The sequence below is a fragment of the Saccharomonospora sp. NPDC046836 genome (genome assembly GCF_040645195.1).
Lineage (GTDB): Bacteria > Actinomycetota > Actinomycetes > Mycobacteriales > Pseudonocardiaceae > Prauserella_A.
Genome location: NZ_JBEYXW010000007.1, coordinates 159,490 through 174,118, shown reverse-complemented (window position 1 = coordinate 174,118; position 14,629 = coordinate 159,490). Strand labels below are relative to the sequence as shown.

The 14,629-nt window shown below is 69.4% G+C and carries 16 protein-coding genes, 1 tRNA gene and 1 riboswitch; of the genes, 12 read left to right on the top strand and 5 right to left on the bottom strand.

The window, feature by feature from the left end; all coding sequences use genetic code 11:
- Positions 1 to 10: 10 nt before the first annotated feature.
- Positions 11 to 1,684, bottom strand: coding sequence for a hypothetical protein (locus ABZ863_RS12115; protein ID WP_358534339.1), 1,674 nt, complete (start codon positions 1,682 to 1,684; stop codon positions 11 to 13).
- 133 nt (positions 1,685 to 1,817) lie between these two features.
- Between ABZ863_RS12115 and ABZ863_RS12110 the strand changes: the two genes are divergently transcribed.
- From ABZ863_RS12110 to ABZ863_RS12100, 3 genes are all read left to right on the top strand, one after another.
- Positions 1,818 to 1,891 (top strand) — tRNA-Thr (locus tag ABZ863_RS12110).
- Positions 1,892 to 2,066: 175 nt separating this feature from the next.
- Positions 2,067 to 2,528 carry a VOC family protein gene (locus tag ABZ863_RS12105; RefSeq protein WP_358534337.1) on the top strand — a complete coding sequence of 154 codons (462 nt, stop codon included), beginning with the start codon at positions 2,067 to 2,069 and terminating at the stop codon, positions 2,526 to 2,528.
- Positions 2,529 to 2,632: 104 nt separating this feature from the next.
- Positions 2,633 to 3,151 carry a gamma carbonic anhydrase family protein gene (locus tag ABZ863_RS12100; RefSeq protein ID WP_358534335.1) on the top strand — a complete coding sequence of 173 codons (519 nt, stop codon included), beginning with the start codon at positions 2,633 to 2,635 and terminating at the stop codon, positions 3,149 to 3,151.
- On the opposite strand, the gene ABZ863_RS12095 is transcribed toward ABZ863_RS12100, so the two are convergent.
- Genes ABZ863_RS12095 through ABZ863_RS12085 form a run of 3 tightly spaced genes read right to left on the bottom strand, consistent with a single transcriptional unit; the run spans position 3,124 to position 4,330 of the window.
- Positions 3,124 to 3,279, bottom strand: coding sequence for a hypothetical protein (locus ABZ863_RS12095; RefSeq protein WP_358534333.1), 156 nt, complete (start codon positions 3,277 to 3,279; stop codon positions 3,124 to 3,126). The two genes, ABZ863_RS12100 and ABZ863_RS12095, sit on opposite strands and share 28 nt — an antisense overlap.
- Positions 3,279 to 3,917: a DUF3558 domain-containing protein gene (locus ABZ863_RS12090; RefSeq protein WP_358534331.1), complete on the bottom strand. Its 639-nt coding sequence runs from the start codon at positions 3,915 to 3,917 to the stop codon at positions 3,279 to 3,281. The genes ABZ863_RS12095 and ABZ863_RS12090 overlap by 1 nt, the downstream gene beginning before the upstream one ends.
- Positions 3,917 to 4,330, bottom strand: coding sequence for a hypothetical protein (locus ABZ863_RS12085; RefSeq protein WP_358534329.1), 414 nt, complete (start codon positions 4,328 to 4,330; stop codon positions 3,917 to 3,919). The genes ABZ863_RS12090 and ABZ863_RS12085 overlap by 1 nt, the downstream gene beginning before the upstream one ends.
- Positions 4,331 to 4,483: 153 nt before the next feature.
- Positions 4,484 to 4,568: riboswitch (ZMP/ZTP riboswitch) on the top strand.
- A 26-nt stretch (positions 4,569 to 4,594) separates the two neighbouring features.
- Between ABZ863_RS12085 and glyA the strand changes: the two genes are divergently transcribed.
- Positions 4,595 to 5,863, top strand: a complete 1,269-nt coding sequence (glyA, locus tag ABZ863_RS12080; protein ID WP_358534327.1) for a serine hydroxymethyltransferase — start codon at positions 4,595 to 4,597, stop codon at positions 5,861 to 5,863.
- Positions 5,864 to 5,979: 116 nt separating this feature from the next.
- Here the strand turns inward: glyA and ABZ863_RS12075 are convergent, their stop codons facing one another.
- A complete protein-coding gene (locus tag ABZ863_RS12075; RefSeq protein WP_358534325.1) occupies positions 5,980 to 6,492 on the bottom strand; it encodes an inorganic diphosphatase in 513 nt (170 codons plus the stop codon).
- 155 nt (positions 6,493 to 6,647) lie between these two features.
- On the opposite strand from ABZ863_RS12075, the gene dacB reads away from it, so the two are divergent.
- The 8 genes from dacB to ABZ863_RS12035 all read left to right on the top strand — a co-directional run bounded on the left by dacB (position 6,648) and on the right by ABZ863_RS12035 (position 14,554).
- The gene (gene dacB, locus ABZ863_RS12070) at positions 6,648 to 8,405 is read left to right on the top strand and encodes a D-alanyl-D-alanine carboxypeptidase/D-alanyl-D-alanine-endopeptidase (protein WP_358534323.1); all 1,758 of its coding nucleotides are present in this window, start codon (positions 6,648 to 6,650) and stop codon (positions 8,403 to 8,405) included.
- Between the two features lie 20 nt (positions 8,406 to 8,425).
- Positions 8,426 to 9,481: a zinc-dependent metalloprotease gene (locus ABZ863_RS12065; protein WP_358534321.1), complete on the top strand. Its 1,056-nt coding sequence runs from the start codon at positions 8,426 to 8,428 to the stop codon at positions 9,479 to 9,481.
- Positions 9,460 to 10,425, top strand: coding sequence for a tRNA lysidine(34) synthetase TilS (gene tilS, locus ABZ863_RS12060; protein ID WP_358534319.1), 966 nt, complete (start codon positions 9,460 to 9,462; stop codon positions 10,423 to 10,425). The genes ABZ863_RS12065 and tilS overlap by 22 nt, the downstream gene beginning before the upstream one ends.
- Before the next feature lie 35 nt (positions 10,426 to 10,460).
- Complete coding sequence (gene hpt / locus ABZ863_RS12055) at positions 10,461 to 11,015, top strand: hypoxanthine phosphoribosyltransferase (protein WP_358534317.1); 555 nt, start codon at positions 10,461 to 10,463, stop codon at positions 11,013 to 11,015.
- A 155-nt stretch (positions 11,016 to 11,170) separates the two neighbouring features.
- Positions 11,171 to 11,539, top strand: coding sequence for a hypothetical protein (locus ABZ863_RS12050; protein ID WP_358534315.1), 369 nt, complete (start codon positions 11,171 to 11,173; stop codon positions 11,537 to 11,539).
- A gap of 18 nt (positions 11,540 to 11,557) precedes the next feature.
- Entirely contained in the window at positions 11,558 to 12,916 is a 1,359-nt protein-coding gene (locus ABZ863_RS12045; protein ID WP_358534313.1) for a hypothetical protein, read from the top strand.
- A 3-nt stretch (positions 12,917 to 12,919) separates the two neighbouring features.
- A complete protein-coding gene (locus ABZ863_RS12040; protein ID WP_358534311.1) occupies positions 12,920 to 13,711 on the top strand; it encodes an ESX secretion-associated protein EspG in 792 nt (263 codons plus the stop codon).
- Between the two features lie 54 nt (positions 13,712 to 13,765).
- Positions 13,766 to 14,554, top strand: a complete 789-nt coding sequence (locus ABZ863_RS12035) for an ESX secretion-associated protein EspG (protein WP_358534310.1) — start codon at positions 13,766 to 13,768, stop codon at positions 14,552 to 14,554.
- Positions 14,555 to 14,629 lie beyond the last annotated feature (75 nt).

The following is a 14,629-nucleotide window of genomic DNA, read 5'->3' as shown; positions in this document are numbered from 1 at the left end:
GACGTGGCCCCTACCCGTCGTCGCGTGGGCGCGGCGAGGGCTTGACGGGTGCCGGGGCGGGCGTGCGGCGGTTCGGCAACCCAGCCACCAGGACCACTCCGAGCAGCAGCAGTGCCGTACCCGTCCAGAACATCGGCACCGTCGAGTACGCCGCGTTCGTGTACGCCAGCTGCTCCGGCACGCCGGGCTGCTGCTCGCCGCCACCGGGCGGCGGAGCCTGCGTCACCGGCGGGGTGGTGACGCCGCATTCGACCCCGCCCTCGGGCGCGAAGGCCCGCGCCACCTGCTCGCCGAGCGACAGCTGTGCCAGCGATGTGGGCAGGGCGTCGGCGAGCCCGGCAGGCAGGGAGTCCTTGAGCGCCTTCGTCGGCAGGATCTGCAGGTCGAGCAGCCGTGCGGCGGCGCCGAGCTGGTAGCCCCGGAACGGTTCGGTCTGCTCGCTGCCGCGCTGCTCGAGCCCGGCAATGCTCAGCCGGAGCACACCGAGGTCGAGCACCAAACCACTCGCGGCGTCGGTGAGCGGCTTGGTGAGCCCGCCGACGAGCTCGGCTACGCCGCCGATCACCGGCAGGTCCGCGATGTCCTCGAAGCCGGGCACATCCGCGAGCCCGGGCAGCGGGATGCCGATCGGGATGTCCTTGGTGGGGTTGGCGGCGTCCAGCTCGAACAGGGTCTCGCCGGCCCGCTCCACCGACAGCACCGGCGCGGTGTAGGAGACGGTCGATGTCGCCTCGTCCCCGGTGGAGGTCACTCGCAGCGTCGGCTGGCTCACGACCTTGATGGTCAGACCGAGCGGGGTTCCCTTGAGCAGGTTGATGTCCGCGGCCTGCAGTGTCGAGGTGGACTCGACGGCTTTGCGCTCGGTGCCGGGTATGTCGATGAGCCGGACCACCGATCGGGTCGACATCGTGTTCGGCATGCTCAGCACCGCGCCCGTGCCGTCAGCGTTGGGCTTGCCCGTGCCGGAGCCGGAGAGCAGGCCCCCGAGATCGGCGAGCGGGCCGGGCAGGGATTGCAGTGCCTGCCGCAGCGGTTCGGTGGCTTCGGTCAGCTGGGACACGTCCGGCATCGTGGGGATGACGTTGAGCAGCGAAACGCTGGCCACCGATGTGCTGGCGTCGGCGATCGTGCCTACGCACGGCCCCTCGGTCTCGCTCCAGCGCGCGTGCACGCTGCCGTTCAGCAGACCGACGTTCAGCAGGGGGTTCTCCGGCGCGGTGAAGCCACTGCTGGTCGGTTCGGTGTTGTCCGGCAGAGCCGTCTGCACGATGGTGCCCGGTGCCTGCGGCGCGTTGCCCGCCACCGCGAGCCCGAGCGGTGCGGCCTGCGCGATCGAACGTTCGTGGGTCAGGTACGACTCGGAGTTGGCCTGCGCGCTGGAGATGCCGAAGCCGCCCTCCAGCACCGACTGCCGTGGCAGCTCGTCGGCCATTCCCGGTAGCACGGCGCTCGTCGGCACGGCCTGCGGCAGCAGGCGCAGCATCGCCAGCGCGGTACCGACCTCGCCCACGGCCTTGCCTTTCGGCGCCGGATTGGGCGGTGAGGTGATCGGTGCCTGCCCGGGGTCCCGCGGTTCGGGCGCCGGTGTGGCCGGGAGCGTCTGCCCGACGGCGGGGGTGGCTGAGAGGACGAGCACCGCGGCGATGACTGGAGGTACCAGCGCGCGGGGCAGGCGTCGACGCATGTAGGGGTCCCTCCAGAGCACCAGCGGACCCGGGGTCGAGTGACGCCGGCGTCCTAGGGCGTCTAACGATGGCAGGGTGGCGAAGTGACGTGATCCGGGGTGTCTATACTGTTTCAAGACCAACGCGGTCCGCGCCGCCTTAGCTCAGTCGGCCAGAGCGGCTCACTCGTAATGAGCAGGTCAGGGGTTCGATTCCCCTAGGCGGCTCCGCAGTCAGGGCCTCTCTTCGGAGGGGCCCTGACTTTTTCGTAGGGCGACTTCTGGGGCAAGCCGTCGTACTCTCGCCCCATGGCCCGCTCGTCGAGACCACGCGGGGAATCGAGAAGGACACGACCCACCCATCTCAAGCGGGTGTGAGACCCAACCCCAGTGGAGGCAGCAGATGGCCGAGCTCCCACCACCCTCAGAGGGAATCGTGCTGGTCCACTTCATCGTCTCGCGCGATGTCGAGCGCTCTCGGCGCTTCTACACCGAAGTGCTCGGAGGCAGAGTGGCCTTCGCCGGCCCAGGAGGGCTGACCTATGTCGCACTGTCCAACAGTTGGATCGTCATCAACGTCGGCGGAGGCCCGACCGACGACAAGCCGGGGGTCACCCTGGAGGCGCCTGATGATCCCAATCGGGTCAGCAGCTTCCTCAACATTCGCGTCAAAGATATCGAGGCTGTGTACGCCGAATGGAGCGCGCGGGGTGCTCAATTTCTGACGCCGCCGAAGCAGCACCAGTACGAGATCCGCTGCTATATCCGCGATCCCGATGGTCATCTGATCGAAGTGGGGCAGACCACGGACCCCGAGGGGGACTGGGTGCCCCCTCACTGGCCATCAGGTTCGTCCGTCGAGTAGCCCGAGTGGCATTGATCCTCACTCCTGACGCGAAGTCCGGGGATCCCTTGAGGGTAGGTCGGAGGCGCCCTGACTCCTTTCCCGCCGCGTCTAGGGTGTTGCCCATGCCGATGTTCGCTTTCGAGGGCGTGAGCCCCACCGTGCACCCCGACGCCTGGATCGCCCCCACCGCGACGCTGATCGGCGACGTCATCGTCGAGAAGGACGCCTCCGTCTGGTACGGCGCCGTCATCAGGGCCGATTTCGGCAGGATCATTATCCGCGAGGGTGCCAACATCCAGGACAACTCGGTGCTGCACGTCAATGACGGCGTGTGCGAGGTCGGCAGGAACGCCACCGTCGGCCATTCGTGCATCGTGCACGACTGCACCGTCGGCGAGCAGGCGCTGATCGGTAACGGCGCGACGGTGCTCGACAAGGCGACGATCGGTGAGCGCACGCTCGTCGCGGCCGGCGCCACCGTCACGCCCGGCACCGAGGTGCCAGCGGAGGTCGTCGCGCTGGGCAGCCCCGCCAAGAAGTTCGTGCCGCTGACCGACACCGCCCGCATCTGGATCGAGCACAACGCCGCGATCTACCAGGAGCTCGCCCGCCGTCACGCCGAGGGCATCGAGCCGTTGTAAACGGTTTTGACCTTCCAGTGACTGGAAGCCATAGCGTCCGGCGGCGTGTCAGCGAAGGCGAAGAAGCAGACTTTCAGGCGACCGTGCAGCTCGCGGGCGGTGACGCTCCGGTCGTCGACCTCGGCCATCACGCGTCCCCTCGCATCGTGTCCAGTGTCATTCCGGCAATGGTATGTGCCACTTCGCATGGGTCTGCCTGGCCGATTTTGGATTGAGATTGGCGTGTTGAGACTTGGTAGACGAGTTCGTCGGTCACGCCTACTACGACTTGGCAATAACCGCCAGCGCGGTCGTCGATTCCTCCGTAGGCGATCGTCGGGTTGCCGTTGATGGGTGGCAGTTCTTCGAAGAAGGCGTTGTTGGCCCGGTTGGCGTAGAAGGGGGACAAGCCCTGTCGGACGGAGGTGACCCAGCCGAGTCCGAGTGTGGCGCCGCGCCCGTCGCGCCAGCTGCAGTCGAGCCCGGTTGTGCCATCGCTTGCTTCGCCTTGGAGTGGTTTGCCGAAGATTTCCCGCACTTGGTCGGCGGTGAGCATTGAGCAGGGATCGTTTTGGAAGGGTTGGGTGTTGTCGATGGGGTTTTCAACTTTGGGTGCGCCGTAGGCGGGCAGACCTGAGGTGGTTGTCGTGGTAGGCGCTGGTGTGGTGGGTGTGTTCGATGGGGTCGTGGTGATGTTGGTTTGTGGTGTTCCGGCTTGGGTGCTGGAGCAGCTGGCGATGGCTGCCGCGCTGATCAATACCAGCGGTGCGGCCCGATAGAGGCGCATCAGATGATCCCGCCTTCCTCGCCTGGGTTGTGCTTGCCGATTGTTGCCGCGGTGTTGTCTTCGTGTTCGGTGTAGGTGCCGAGGGCTTTGCGGCAGTGGTCTGCCTGTGCCTGGCAGTACGCGCGCATGGACTTCATCATGTCGACGTAGGCGTGGCCGGACTCGTTGGCCTTGGCTGCCATCGCGTTGCTTCCCGGATCGAGGCCAGGCCCGACGATGTTGGTTAACCTGTCCGACTTCCCCAGTGCGTCGTCGCATTTGTCTGCGATGAGTTGCCAGCGGTCGGCTATCCGGGTGAGTGTGGCTTCGTCGTAGGCGAAGCTGCCGAGCTGGTTGGTCGCCTGGCCGATTTGTTCGACCCAGCTGGCCGGGTTGGCCTTGTCCTTGTTTTGCGCGCTCTCGTCGACCCACACGGTTTTCGCTCCCCAACGTCCGCCTGGTGGCTTCGACGACTGATCGTAGACGGCTGGTTGCGGTTTGTGGCGGCTTTGCTTTCGGTCACTCACCGTATGCGTACCGGTCAAGGACTGACGAGCCTGCCGTCGGCACGCGTCGATTACCATCGAAGGCGCAGTAGCGACTGGCGCCATCGAGGTGGAGCACCACCGGGGAGCGACTGAGGAGCCGGCACCGCGCGCCTGGGTGTCGCCGAACACCGCACGCCAGGAGTTCATGACATGACGCACCAGCCAGCGATTCCCACGCTGTCCGCCGCCGACCCCGAGATCGCCGGGTTGATCGAGGCCGAAGCCGCACGGCAGCACGACAAGGTCAGGCTCATCGCCTCGGAGAACTACGTCTCGCAGGCGGTGCTGGAAGCCACCGGCACGGTGCTGACCAACAAGTACTCCGAGGGCTACGCCGGCAAGCGCTACTACGAGGGTCAGCAGCTCATCGACCCGGTCGAGACGCTGGCGATCGAGCGCGCGAAGACACTGTTCGGCGTCGAGCACGCCAACGTGCAGCCCTACTCCGGCTCGCCTGCCAACCTCGCGGTGTACCTGGCGTTCGCCAAGCCGGGCGACACGGTGCTCGGCATGGCGTTGCCGGACGGTGGCCACCTGACACACGGCTGGAGCGTGTCGGCGACCGGGAAGTGGTTCAACGCGGTCCGTTACGGCGTGCGCAAGGAGACCGGCCGGGTCGACCTCGACCAGGTGCGCGAGCTGGCGCTCGAGCACCGGCCGAAGCTGATCTTCGCTGGTGGCACAGCGATCCCGCGCACCATCGACTTCCCGGCTTTCGCCGAGATCGCCCGCGAGGCCGGTGCGGTGCTCGTCGCCGACATCGCGCACATCGCCGGGCTGATCGCCGGTGGTGCGCACCCCTCGCCCGTCGGCCACGCACCCGTTATCACCACCACGACGCACAAGACACTGCGCGGCCCGCGGGGCGCCATGATCCTCTCGGATGCCGACCACGCGAAGGCCGTCGACAAGGCGGTGTTCCCGGGCTTGCAGGGTGGTCCGCACAACCACACCACTGCGGCGATCGCGGTGGCACTCGGCGAGGCGGCCAAGCCGGAGTTCCGCGACTACGCACACAAGATCGTCGCCAACGCCAAGGCACTGGCGGAGGCCCTGATCGAGCGCGGCTTCGACCTGGTTTCCGGCGGTACGGACAACCACCTGCTGCTGGTGGACCTGACCAACAAGCACATCGGCGGCAAGCCCGCCGCGCAGGCACTGGACGCGGCCGGGATCGAGCTGAACTACAACACGGTGCCGTTCGACCCGCGCAAGCCGTTCGACCCGTCGGGCATCCGGCTCGGCACGGCGGCGATCACGACGCGCGGCCTCGAGCCGGAGCACCAGCCGCAGATCGCGGCGTGGATCGACCGCACCGTCTCCGCCGCGCTCGCCGAGGACACCGCCGCGCTGCAGGCCATCGCCGCCGAGGTCCGGGAACTGCTCAACGGCTTCCCGATCCCGGGCTACCTGGCCTGACCCGTCAACACAGAAGGGTCCCCAAGCCATGCGGCAAGGGGACCCTTTGTGATCCCCCAAGGCCACCTTGGTTGCGTTCAACGCAACTATGGTGGCCTTGGGTGCTTTGAAACTGCTCAGTGCTCGCCGTTGGCGGCTTCCTTCTCGCGGTGGTCGATCTCCCGCTCGTAGGAGCGCTTGATCTCCTCCTCGGCCTCGACGCGGCCGACCCACGCGGAGCCCTCCACGCTCTTGGCCGGCTCGAGGTCCTTGTACACCTGGAAGAAGTGCTCGATCTCGAGCTTGTGGAACTCGTTCAGGTGGTGGATGTCGCGCAGATGCTCCAGGCGCGGGTCGTACGCCGGGACCGCCAGGACCTTGTCGTCCGGGCCCTTCTCGTCGCGCATGCGGAACATGCCGATCGCCCGGCAGCGGATCAGGCAGCCGGGGAAGGTCGGTTCCTGGACGAGCACCAGCGCGTCCAGCGGGTCGCCGTCCTGACCGAGGGTGTCATCGATGAACCCGTAGTCGGCCGGATACTGCGTGGCCGTGAACAGGGTGCGGTCGAGCCTGATGCGCCCCGTCTTGTGGTCCACCTCGTACTTGTTGCGCTCCCCCTTGGGGATTTCGATCGTGACGTCGAACTCCACGCCGTCCTCGCTGCCTCGTCGCCTGTGCGCGCCGCGTCCGGGCGGCTCACATAGTCCATTTACCGTCTTCACTAGTGTGGACTACGAATCCGACGGGTGTCGCACGGATGCGTGCAAGTGTGATGTCTGCCCCGTCGGGAGACGAGGAGGGGTGCGTGCCGGGCAAGGGAGAGACGCCGGAGCCCGCGTGGCCGTCGGATGATCAGGATTCGGCACGGGGTGCTGGTACGGACGGCGTCACCGACGAGCTCCCTGTGCCCAACGCCACATCTCAGGATCAGCCCACCGTCTGGGTGCCCAAGCTGGTGCTCCCGCCCCCGCCACCGCGGCCGGCGCAGCAGCAACGACCGCTGCAGCCGCCGCGGCCGCCGGCTCCTGCCCAGGTCCCGCCTGCGGGCACACCCGCGGTGCCGATGCGGATCGAGCCGAACGGTGAGCAGCGTCCCGCCCCCGCGACGACCGGCGATACCGAGCCGCCACCGATCGCCGACACCGCGGAGGCCGACGCGGCGCCCAAGCGCAGGCGCGGCTTGGTGCTCAGCGGGCTGGCCGTTGTCCTCGTCATCGCGGTCGGTGTGGCTCTCGCCCTGCCGTACGTGTCGAACCGGTTGGGTCTGCCGTGGGCCCCGAACCTGCCCAAGGGTGATCCGCCCCAGCCGGTCGCGGCCACGCGCTCGCTGAGCGGCCCCTCCGACTCGGTGCCCCCACCGACCGGGGGCGGTGTCGAAGCCGCACTCGCCGGGCCGGCGAGCGACTCCGCGCTCGGCACGCTCACCGGTACCGTGATCGACCCCGTCGGCGGCACCACGCTGTGGGAGCGCAACGCGAGTCAGGCGATCACGCCTGCCTCCACAGTGAAGGTGCTGACGGCGGCGGCCGCCCTGCTCGCACTCGACCACGGCAGCCAGCTGTCCACCCGCGTGGTCGCTGGTGCCGAACCCGGCACCGTGGTGCTCGTCGCAGGCGGTGACGTGACGCTGTCGTCGCTGCCGGAAGGGCAGGAGTCCGTCTATCCCGGTGCCGCGCATCTCGACGACCTGGTCGCGCAGGTCAAGCAGGCCACCGGTGGCAACGTCACGCGGGTCCAGCTCGACCTGAGCGCCTACGCCGGGCCGCTGAGCGCGCAGGGCTGGGCGGCGGAGGATGCGCCGTCGACCTACGCGGCGCCGGTTACGCCAGCGATGCTCGACGGTGGCCGCAGCGTTGCCGACGACGACAAATCCCAGCGTCACGCCCAGCCGGCCACGGTGCTGGCTCAGGAGCTCGCCAGCCGGCTCGGCGCGCAGGTCGGCACACCGGTCACGACCACCGCGCCGCAGGGCGGACAGCTACTCGGCGAGGTGAAGTCCGCACCGCTCACCGAGCTCGTCGACCAGTTCCTGCTGCACTCCGACAACCTCCTGGCCGACGTAATCGCGCGGCAGGTCGCCATCGCCACCGGTGCGGAGCCGTCGTTCGCCGGTTCCGCGCAGGCCACGCTGGATGTGTTGCAGCGCAACGGTTTCGACATCAGTGGCGCGCACTTGTCCGACAACAGCGGTCTCTCGCTCGACGACAAGGTGCCCGCGAACCTGTTCGGTGACGTGCTGGCGGTGGCCGCCGCGCCGGACGGCAGGGGCGACGCGCGTACCGCGAAGCTGCGGCCGCTGCTGGGCGGGCTGCCGGTCGCGGGTGGCAGCGGCACACTTGCCGACCGCTACACCGAGGGCACCGCCGTCACGGGCCGCGGCTGGGTCCGCGCGAAGACCGGCACGATCCCGTCCGACGGCATCAACACACTCGCCGGCGTCGTCCTCGACAAGGACGGCCGCGTGCTCGTGTTCGCGGTCATGACCTCGGGCTCCGACACCGACGCAGGCCGGGCGGCGCTCGACACCATAACGGCCACGTTGCGTGGCTGTGGATGCCAGTGACAACAGGTAGCGTCGAATACGTGCAAGAGCAGACGCAGGCCAACGCCAACCCTCTGGTCGACTGGTCCGTAGCCGCGTCCACCGGAGCGTTCCTCGCCCGTGGCGGGCCGGTCGTGCCTCGTGCCGAGGCGGAACTCGCCGTCGCTGAACTGCGCGAGCTGACCGTCGACGCCGAGCGCCACGTCCGCGAGCTGACCAAGCTCGGTGCGGGCCTACCGCTGCTGCCCGGCGATGTCGTGGACCGGCCCGGTTGGGTGCGTGCGGCCGCGTCGGGGCTCGACGTGTTGACCAGCCGGGCTCTGCCGACTGTTCCCGCAGGCCCGCTGACGCCGCTCGTCGCGGGTGGCGCCGGTGTACAGACCGGGGTCGTCCTCGCCTTCCTCGGGGCGCGGGTACTCGGGCAGTACGACCCGTTCGGCGGTCTCGGGGGGAACGGCAGGTTGCTGCTGGTAGCGCCGAACGTCGTCACCGCGCAGCGGGCGATGGGTGTGTCCGGTCGCGATTTCCGTATGTGGGTGTGCCTGCACGAGTCAACGCACCGGCTCCAGTTCACGGCCGTCGGCTGGCTGCGGGACTACTTCGCCGACGAGGTGGGCAGGCTGATCGGTGGCCTCGCCGACGCCGACGGGCTCGGCACCGTCCTCGGCAGACTGCCGGAGAGCCTGCGCGACGCGCGGCGGATCAGGGCCGACGGTTCGCACGGCCTTGCCGAGCTGCTGCAGTCGCCGCAGCAACGTGCCGTGTTCGACCGGCTGCTGGCACTGTCGACGCTGCTGGAAGGGCACGCCGACTACGTGATGGACGCCGTGGGGCCCGATGTGGTGCCGAGCGTGGCCACCATCCGCCGCCGGTTCACCGCGCGGCGCAAGGGCGGCGGCCTGCTCGACCGCTTCCTCCGCAGCCTGCTCGGCGTTGACGCCAAGATCCGCCAGTACGCCCTTGGCGCGGCGTTCACCCGGCAGGTCGTCGACGAGGTGGGCATGGCCGGCTTCAACGCCGTCTGGACCTCGCCGAACACCCTGCCCAGCCGCGCCGAGATCAGGGATCCGCAGGCATGGGTGCGCCGGGTGCACTGACCGTCACCAGGCGGGCAGTTCGCGACTTTCTCACCGAGCGTGCCGGCCAGCTCGGCGACGGCGAGGTGTTCGTCGGCGTATCCGGCGGCGCCGACTCCCTCGCACTCACCGAGGCGACTGCGCATGTGGGGCAACGACTCGGGCTGCGGGTCACCGCACTCGTCGTGGACCACGGCCTGCAGCCTGGTTCGGCCGAGGTCGCGGTGCAGGCCGCCGCCACAGCCCGCAAGCTCGGCGCAGCCGACGCGCGGGTTCTCCAGGTGACCGTTGCGGGGCCCGGCGGGCCGGAGGCCGCCGCACGCAAGGCGCGCTACGCCGCGTTACGCGGGGCGTTGCCCGCGGCCGGTGGGCTCGTGTTGCTCGGCCACACCCGTGACGACCAGGCCGAGACCGTGCTGCTCGGGCTGGGGCGTGGTTCCGGCCCGCGCTCGGTGGCCGGGATGCGGCCGTTCGATCCGCCGTGGGGCAGGCCGCTGCTGGGCGTGCCACGCACGGTCACCAGGGAGGCGTGCGCCGAGCTGGGTGTCGAGCCCTGGCTCGATCCGCACAACGCCGACCGCCGCTACACCAGGGTCCGGCTGCGCGAGGAGGTTCTCCCGCTGCTGGAGGACGTGCTCGCAGGCGGGGTCGCCGCCGCGCTGGCCCGCACCGCGGCTCAGCTGCGGGAGGACGCCGAGGCGCTGGACACCCTTGCCGGTCAGTTGCTCGACCGTGCGCGTACCGGGCGTGAACTCGACGTCGCCGTACTCACGCCTGCCGCGCCTGCACTGCGCCGCCGGGTGCTGCGCCGCTGGTTGCTCGATGCCGGCGTCACCGAGCTGACCGACTCCCACCTGCGCTCCGTCGACGCGCTCGTGGGGAACTGGCGCGGCCAGGGTGGCGTATGGCTGCCGGGCAATTTTGAAGCACGCAGGTCACGTGGAAAGCTCTGTGTCGAACCGTGAACTCTCCCGAACCCACCACCAGAGGGGACTGGCCCGTGTACGAAGGCGACATCGCCTCCGTGCTCATCACCGAGCAAGAGATCAATGACAAGATCGCGGAGCTGGCCGAGAAGGTCGCAGCCGACTATCCGATGGAGACGAGGGCATCGGACCTCGTGCTGGTCGGCGTGCTGAAGGGCGCCGTCATGTTCATGACGGACTTCGCCCGTGCGCTGCCGATCCCCGCGCAGCTGGAGTTCATGGCCGTGTCCTCCTACGGCTCGTCGACGTCGTCGTCCGGCGTCGTGCGGATCCTCAAGGACCTCGACCGCGACATAGCGGGCAGGGACGTGCTGATCGTCGAGGACATCGTCGACTCAGGGCTCACCCTGTCCTGGCTGCTGAAGAACCTCGCGACGCGCAACCCCGCCTCGCTCCACGTGTGCTCGCTCCTGCGCAAGCGTGACGCGGTGAAGGTCGACGTGCCGGTGAGGTACATCGGCTTCGACATCCCGAACGAGTTCGTCGTCGGCTACGGCCTCGACTATGCGGAGCGTTACCGCGATCTGCCGTTCATTGGCACGCTCGAACCCAAGGTTTACTCGTCGTAATCGCCGTTGGCTGCACTGCGTGACTACGGGAAAAGTACGGAACTGAGTCTGCGCAGATCGCGTCATAAGTTCGCAGGTAGTGCGTTAACCTAAGCGAAGATCGCTGGCGCGAGGCCGTTTTCGAGCGGTTCTGGGGACGGGAGAGAGCTAAGACTATGGGGAACAGCAGCTACGCGGACGCCGCCGCGTTCCGTAACGCGGCCGCTACCGGTCAGGTCGGCGTGGATCCCGATGCCGCACAGGCCGTGCTCAACAAGATCCGTACCGGTAAGGACCTGGTCGAGGCGTTGCTCGGCAACGCCGCCTCGCTGGCCGCGCCGCCGCGGCTCGGCGCCAACCCGATCGGCAACGCGATCGCCGCCAAGTTCTCCGAGCGCGCCGACGGCGGGGGCGACTCCTACGCGCAGGCGCTGCACAACCTCTACACCCAGTACGAGCAGGCCGAGCAGGCCATCATGACGGCGATGAGCCGGTACCACGAGATCGACCAGGCCGGCGCCGAGCCGTTCAGCGGCCAGGCGTAAACACCAGGGGGAACTCACATGGGCATCGACAATCGTGGCGCCGGGACCACCGGTTCCACCGTCCCACTCGGGGACAACTCCGAGGTCGTCGACATCGTCGCGCAGGCGCAGAGCCGGCCCGACGGGTTCGACTACGGCGACGACCGCGCCATCGGTGACCGGCCGAACTGGTATGCGCAGGACAGCCAGCAGCTCTACAGCTTCGCGACCGTCAACAACGAGCCCGGCTCCGCCGAGGAGATCGGCCAGCAGTGGTCGAGCCACAGTGCGAGCCTGCAGCAGGCGGCCGACGACCTGTACAACGCGATCGCCGAGCTCGGCGCGGCGTGGATCGGCCAGGGTGCCGGCGCGGCGCAGGGCTCGCTCGTCGCGATCGCCAACTCCAGCTCGCAGGCCTCCGAGGCGGCGAACACGATGAGCTCGCGCCTTGCGCAGCAGGCCTCTGCCGCCGCCGAGCTCAAGAAGATGCCGCAGCCGGTCGAGTTCGATCCGGGTGCCCAGACGGCGGCGATGCTGGCCGACGGGCCCGCCGCGATGGTCAAGGACATGAAGCCGCAGTTCGACGCGGCCCAGGACGTCAAGGCCCAGCAGGTGGCTTATCTGGAGGCCTACACCACCGCGATGTCCGAGGTCGACAGCACGACCCCGAGCTTCGGCCCCGAGTCGCTCGGGCTCAAGCCGCTGACCATTGGTTCGGGCCACAACGCGGGCCAGGTCGGCTCTCTGGGCTCCTACGGCGTCGGTTTCGGCACGCCGGGTGGCACGCTGGCCGGCATCGGCGCGGCCCCGGGGATCGTCACGCAGGGCGTCGACAACAGCGTTGTCTCCTCCGGCTACGCCGCAGGTGGGCAGGCTGTGTCGCCGGCTGCCGCAGCTCACAACGCGCCGGCCGCTGCCGCCGCACCGGCACCGGGCACGGGCATGGGCACCGGCACGGGCGTCGGTTCCGCGGCCGTTGCGCCCGCGCCGAGCTCCGGCCCGAACGTCGCCGGGTCGCTGGGTGCGGCCGTGGCGGGTGGTGCCCTCGGCTACGCCGGCGCGCGCTCCCTTGGCAGGGGCAACCGCACCGGGAGCACCAAGCAGTCGTCGTCGGAGACCGCCGCCACCGCCAACCAGCAGGGCGGCAGCGCGGCGTCGGTGCAGCCGCAGAACCAGAGCATGGTGCCGTCCAGCGGCACGATCGGTGGTGCGAACGCGGTCCCGCCCGGCGCACCGATGGGCGGCATGGGTGCGGGGGCGGCCAGGCAGGAAGAGGAGAAGGAGCACACGCACGCCTCCTTCCTCATCGACCCGGACCCCGACGAGACCTTCGGTGCCACGCAGGCCACGGCGCCGCCGGTGCTGGGTGCCTGGGGCCCCGACGACGAGGAGCGGTAGACAGTGGCGGAGCGGCTCACACCGCTCGAGTTCGACTTCCTCTGGGAGTCCTTCGGGGCAGGCGAACTGCCCTACCCCCTCCAGGTGCACTCACACGGCGAGACCATGGCCGAGCGTGCCACCCTGCGCAAGCAGGTGCTGCAGGACCTCGCCCAGCGTGGGCTGGTCGACGACCGGGGCAGGCCGCAGCCGTATGTCGAGGACTGGCTCGGCGTCATCGCCGGCTCCGACGTCAGCCTCGATTCGGTACAGATCAGCTCACAGAACGCCGAGCCGCAGCTGGCCGTTGCCGCTGCGCTCGGCGCGCAGGGCGTGCTCCTGATCAAGGATCCGCAGGGCTTCTTCCTCGACCGGTTGCCTGCGGACGCGCTCGCCAGCGCGATCGTGCGCCTGTTGCCAGCCGCTCCACGCGGTGGCGAGAAGTCGATCACCGTGACACTCGAACAGCTGCTCTCCGGACCGGGCGTGGACTTCCTCCAGCGCCGGGCGCCTGCTCCGGACGGCGGCCGGGGGAGCGTCGACGAGGATCGGAAGGCGCTGGCTCGGCTCCATGCACAGACCCGGCTGCGCGGCGGTCAGGTCGGCGCGAACGCGCGCAGCGGCACCGGCAGCAAGTCCCGTACCCCCGTGCTGAGCTGGTTCGACACCGAAACCGGCCGCTACTTCACGCAGGCAACGCGCGGTCGCGACGGCAGGGACTGGATCACGATCGCCCCGGCCGACGCACCGACGCTGCGGCACCGGCTCGCCGAGATGCTCGCGAACGCGGCGGACTCCACGACAGCGCCGCTCTAGATCGGGTGCGCTAGGGTTCGCGCAGCGTGTTCGTCGGTCAAGCTCGGGAGGATCGTGCCTGCGCAGGAGTTCTTCACCCCGGTCGCCTTCGACTTTCTGTGGGAGTCCGCCGGAATAGGTGAGCTGCCCTACCCCCTGCGCGTGCGTTCGCATGGGACGACCGAGAGTGAACGGCGCGCCTTGCGCACCCGCGCGGAGACCGAGTTCGCGGCTCGTGGCCTCGGCAACACGCCGGTCGCAGACTGGCTCGCGCTGCTGGCGCGGCCGTCGGTCAGCCTCGACGCGCTGTTCATCCCCGAGTTCCAGGCCCCGCCCGTCGGGGCGCTGGCGGCATCCGACGGGCGCCAGGCGGTACTGGCCGTCCAGGACTCCGACGGAGTCTGGTTACGACCGATCTACCCCGAGGGTCTCGCCTCGGCGATCGTCGACCTGCTCCCGCGGACCGATCGCGGATCGGAGGCGTCCATCACTCTGCCCATCGACGACGCGGTGCGCACCCAGCCGGCCCGTACGGGCGTGACCACGGCGGCGGCCGCCGACTCGCTGGGGCCCGCGCGCCGCAGGGCGAGCCTCGCCGACCGGCCGACCGACCCGCGCCAGGCCTACGCCCAGCTGATCGCCCAGCCCCGGCTGCGCGGCGGGCAACTGGCTGCCAACAGCCGCGATGACCTGGGCGGAAAGCGCCGCTCGGCGGTACTGGCGTGGTTCGACACGGCGACCGGCCGGTACCTGAGCCTGTCCCGCAGCGGACCGGACGGACGGGAGTGGGTGACGGTGTCGCCCGCGGACGCGAAGACCCTGCGCACCCGGCTCGGCGAGCTGCTCACAGCCGTCGCTCACTAAGCACTGGCGAGGCCCGTCGTGACCGACGGGAACACGAATGCCGGAACGACCGTTGACTTCGTGGAGGATCGCCCG

Coding starts and splice junctions, on each gene's coding strand:
- ABZ863_RS12115 (WP_358534339.1), bottom strand. CDS start 1,684: ATGCGTCGACGCCTGCCCCGCGCGCTGGTACCTCCAGTCATCGCCGCG.
- ABZ863_RS12105 (WP_358534337.1), top strand. CDS start 2,067: ATGGCCGAGCTCCCACCACCCTCAGAGGGAATCGTGCTGGTCCACTTC.
- ABZ863_RS12100 (WP_358534335.1), top strand. CDS start 2,633: ATGCCGATGTTCGCTTTCGAGGGCGTGAGCCCCACCGTGCACCCCGAC.
- ABZ863_RS12095 (WP_358534333.1), bottom strand. CDS start 3,279: ATGGCCGAGGTCGACGACCGGAGCGTCACCGCCCGCGAGCTGCACGGT.
- ABZ863_RS12090 (WP_358534331.1), bottom strand. CDS start 3,917: ATGCGCCTCTATCGGGCCGCACCGCTGGTATTGATCAGCGCGGCAGCC.
- glyA (WP_358534327.1), top strand. CDS start 4,595: ATGACGCACCAGCCAGCGATTCCCACGCTGTCCGCCGCCGACCCCGAG.
- tilS (WP_358534319.1), top strand. CDS start 9,460: ATGGGTGCGCCGGGTGCACTGACCGTCACCAGGCGGGCAGTTCGCGAC.
- ABZ863_RS12050 (WP_358534315.1), top strand. CDS start 11,171: ATGGGGAACAGCAGCTACGCGGACGCCGCCGCGTTCCGTAACGCGGCC.
- ABZ863_RS12045 (WP_358534313.1), top strand. CDS start 11,558: ATGGGCATCGACAATCGTGGCGCCGGGACCACCGGTTCCACCGTCCCA.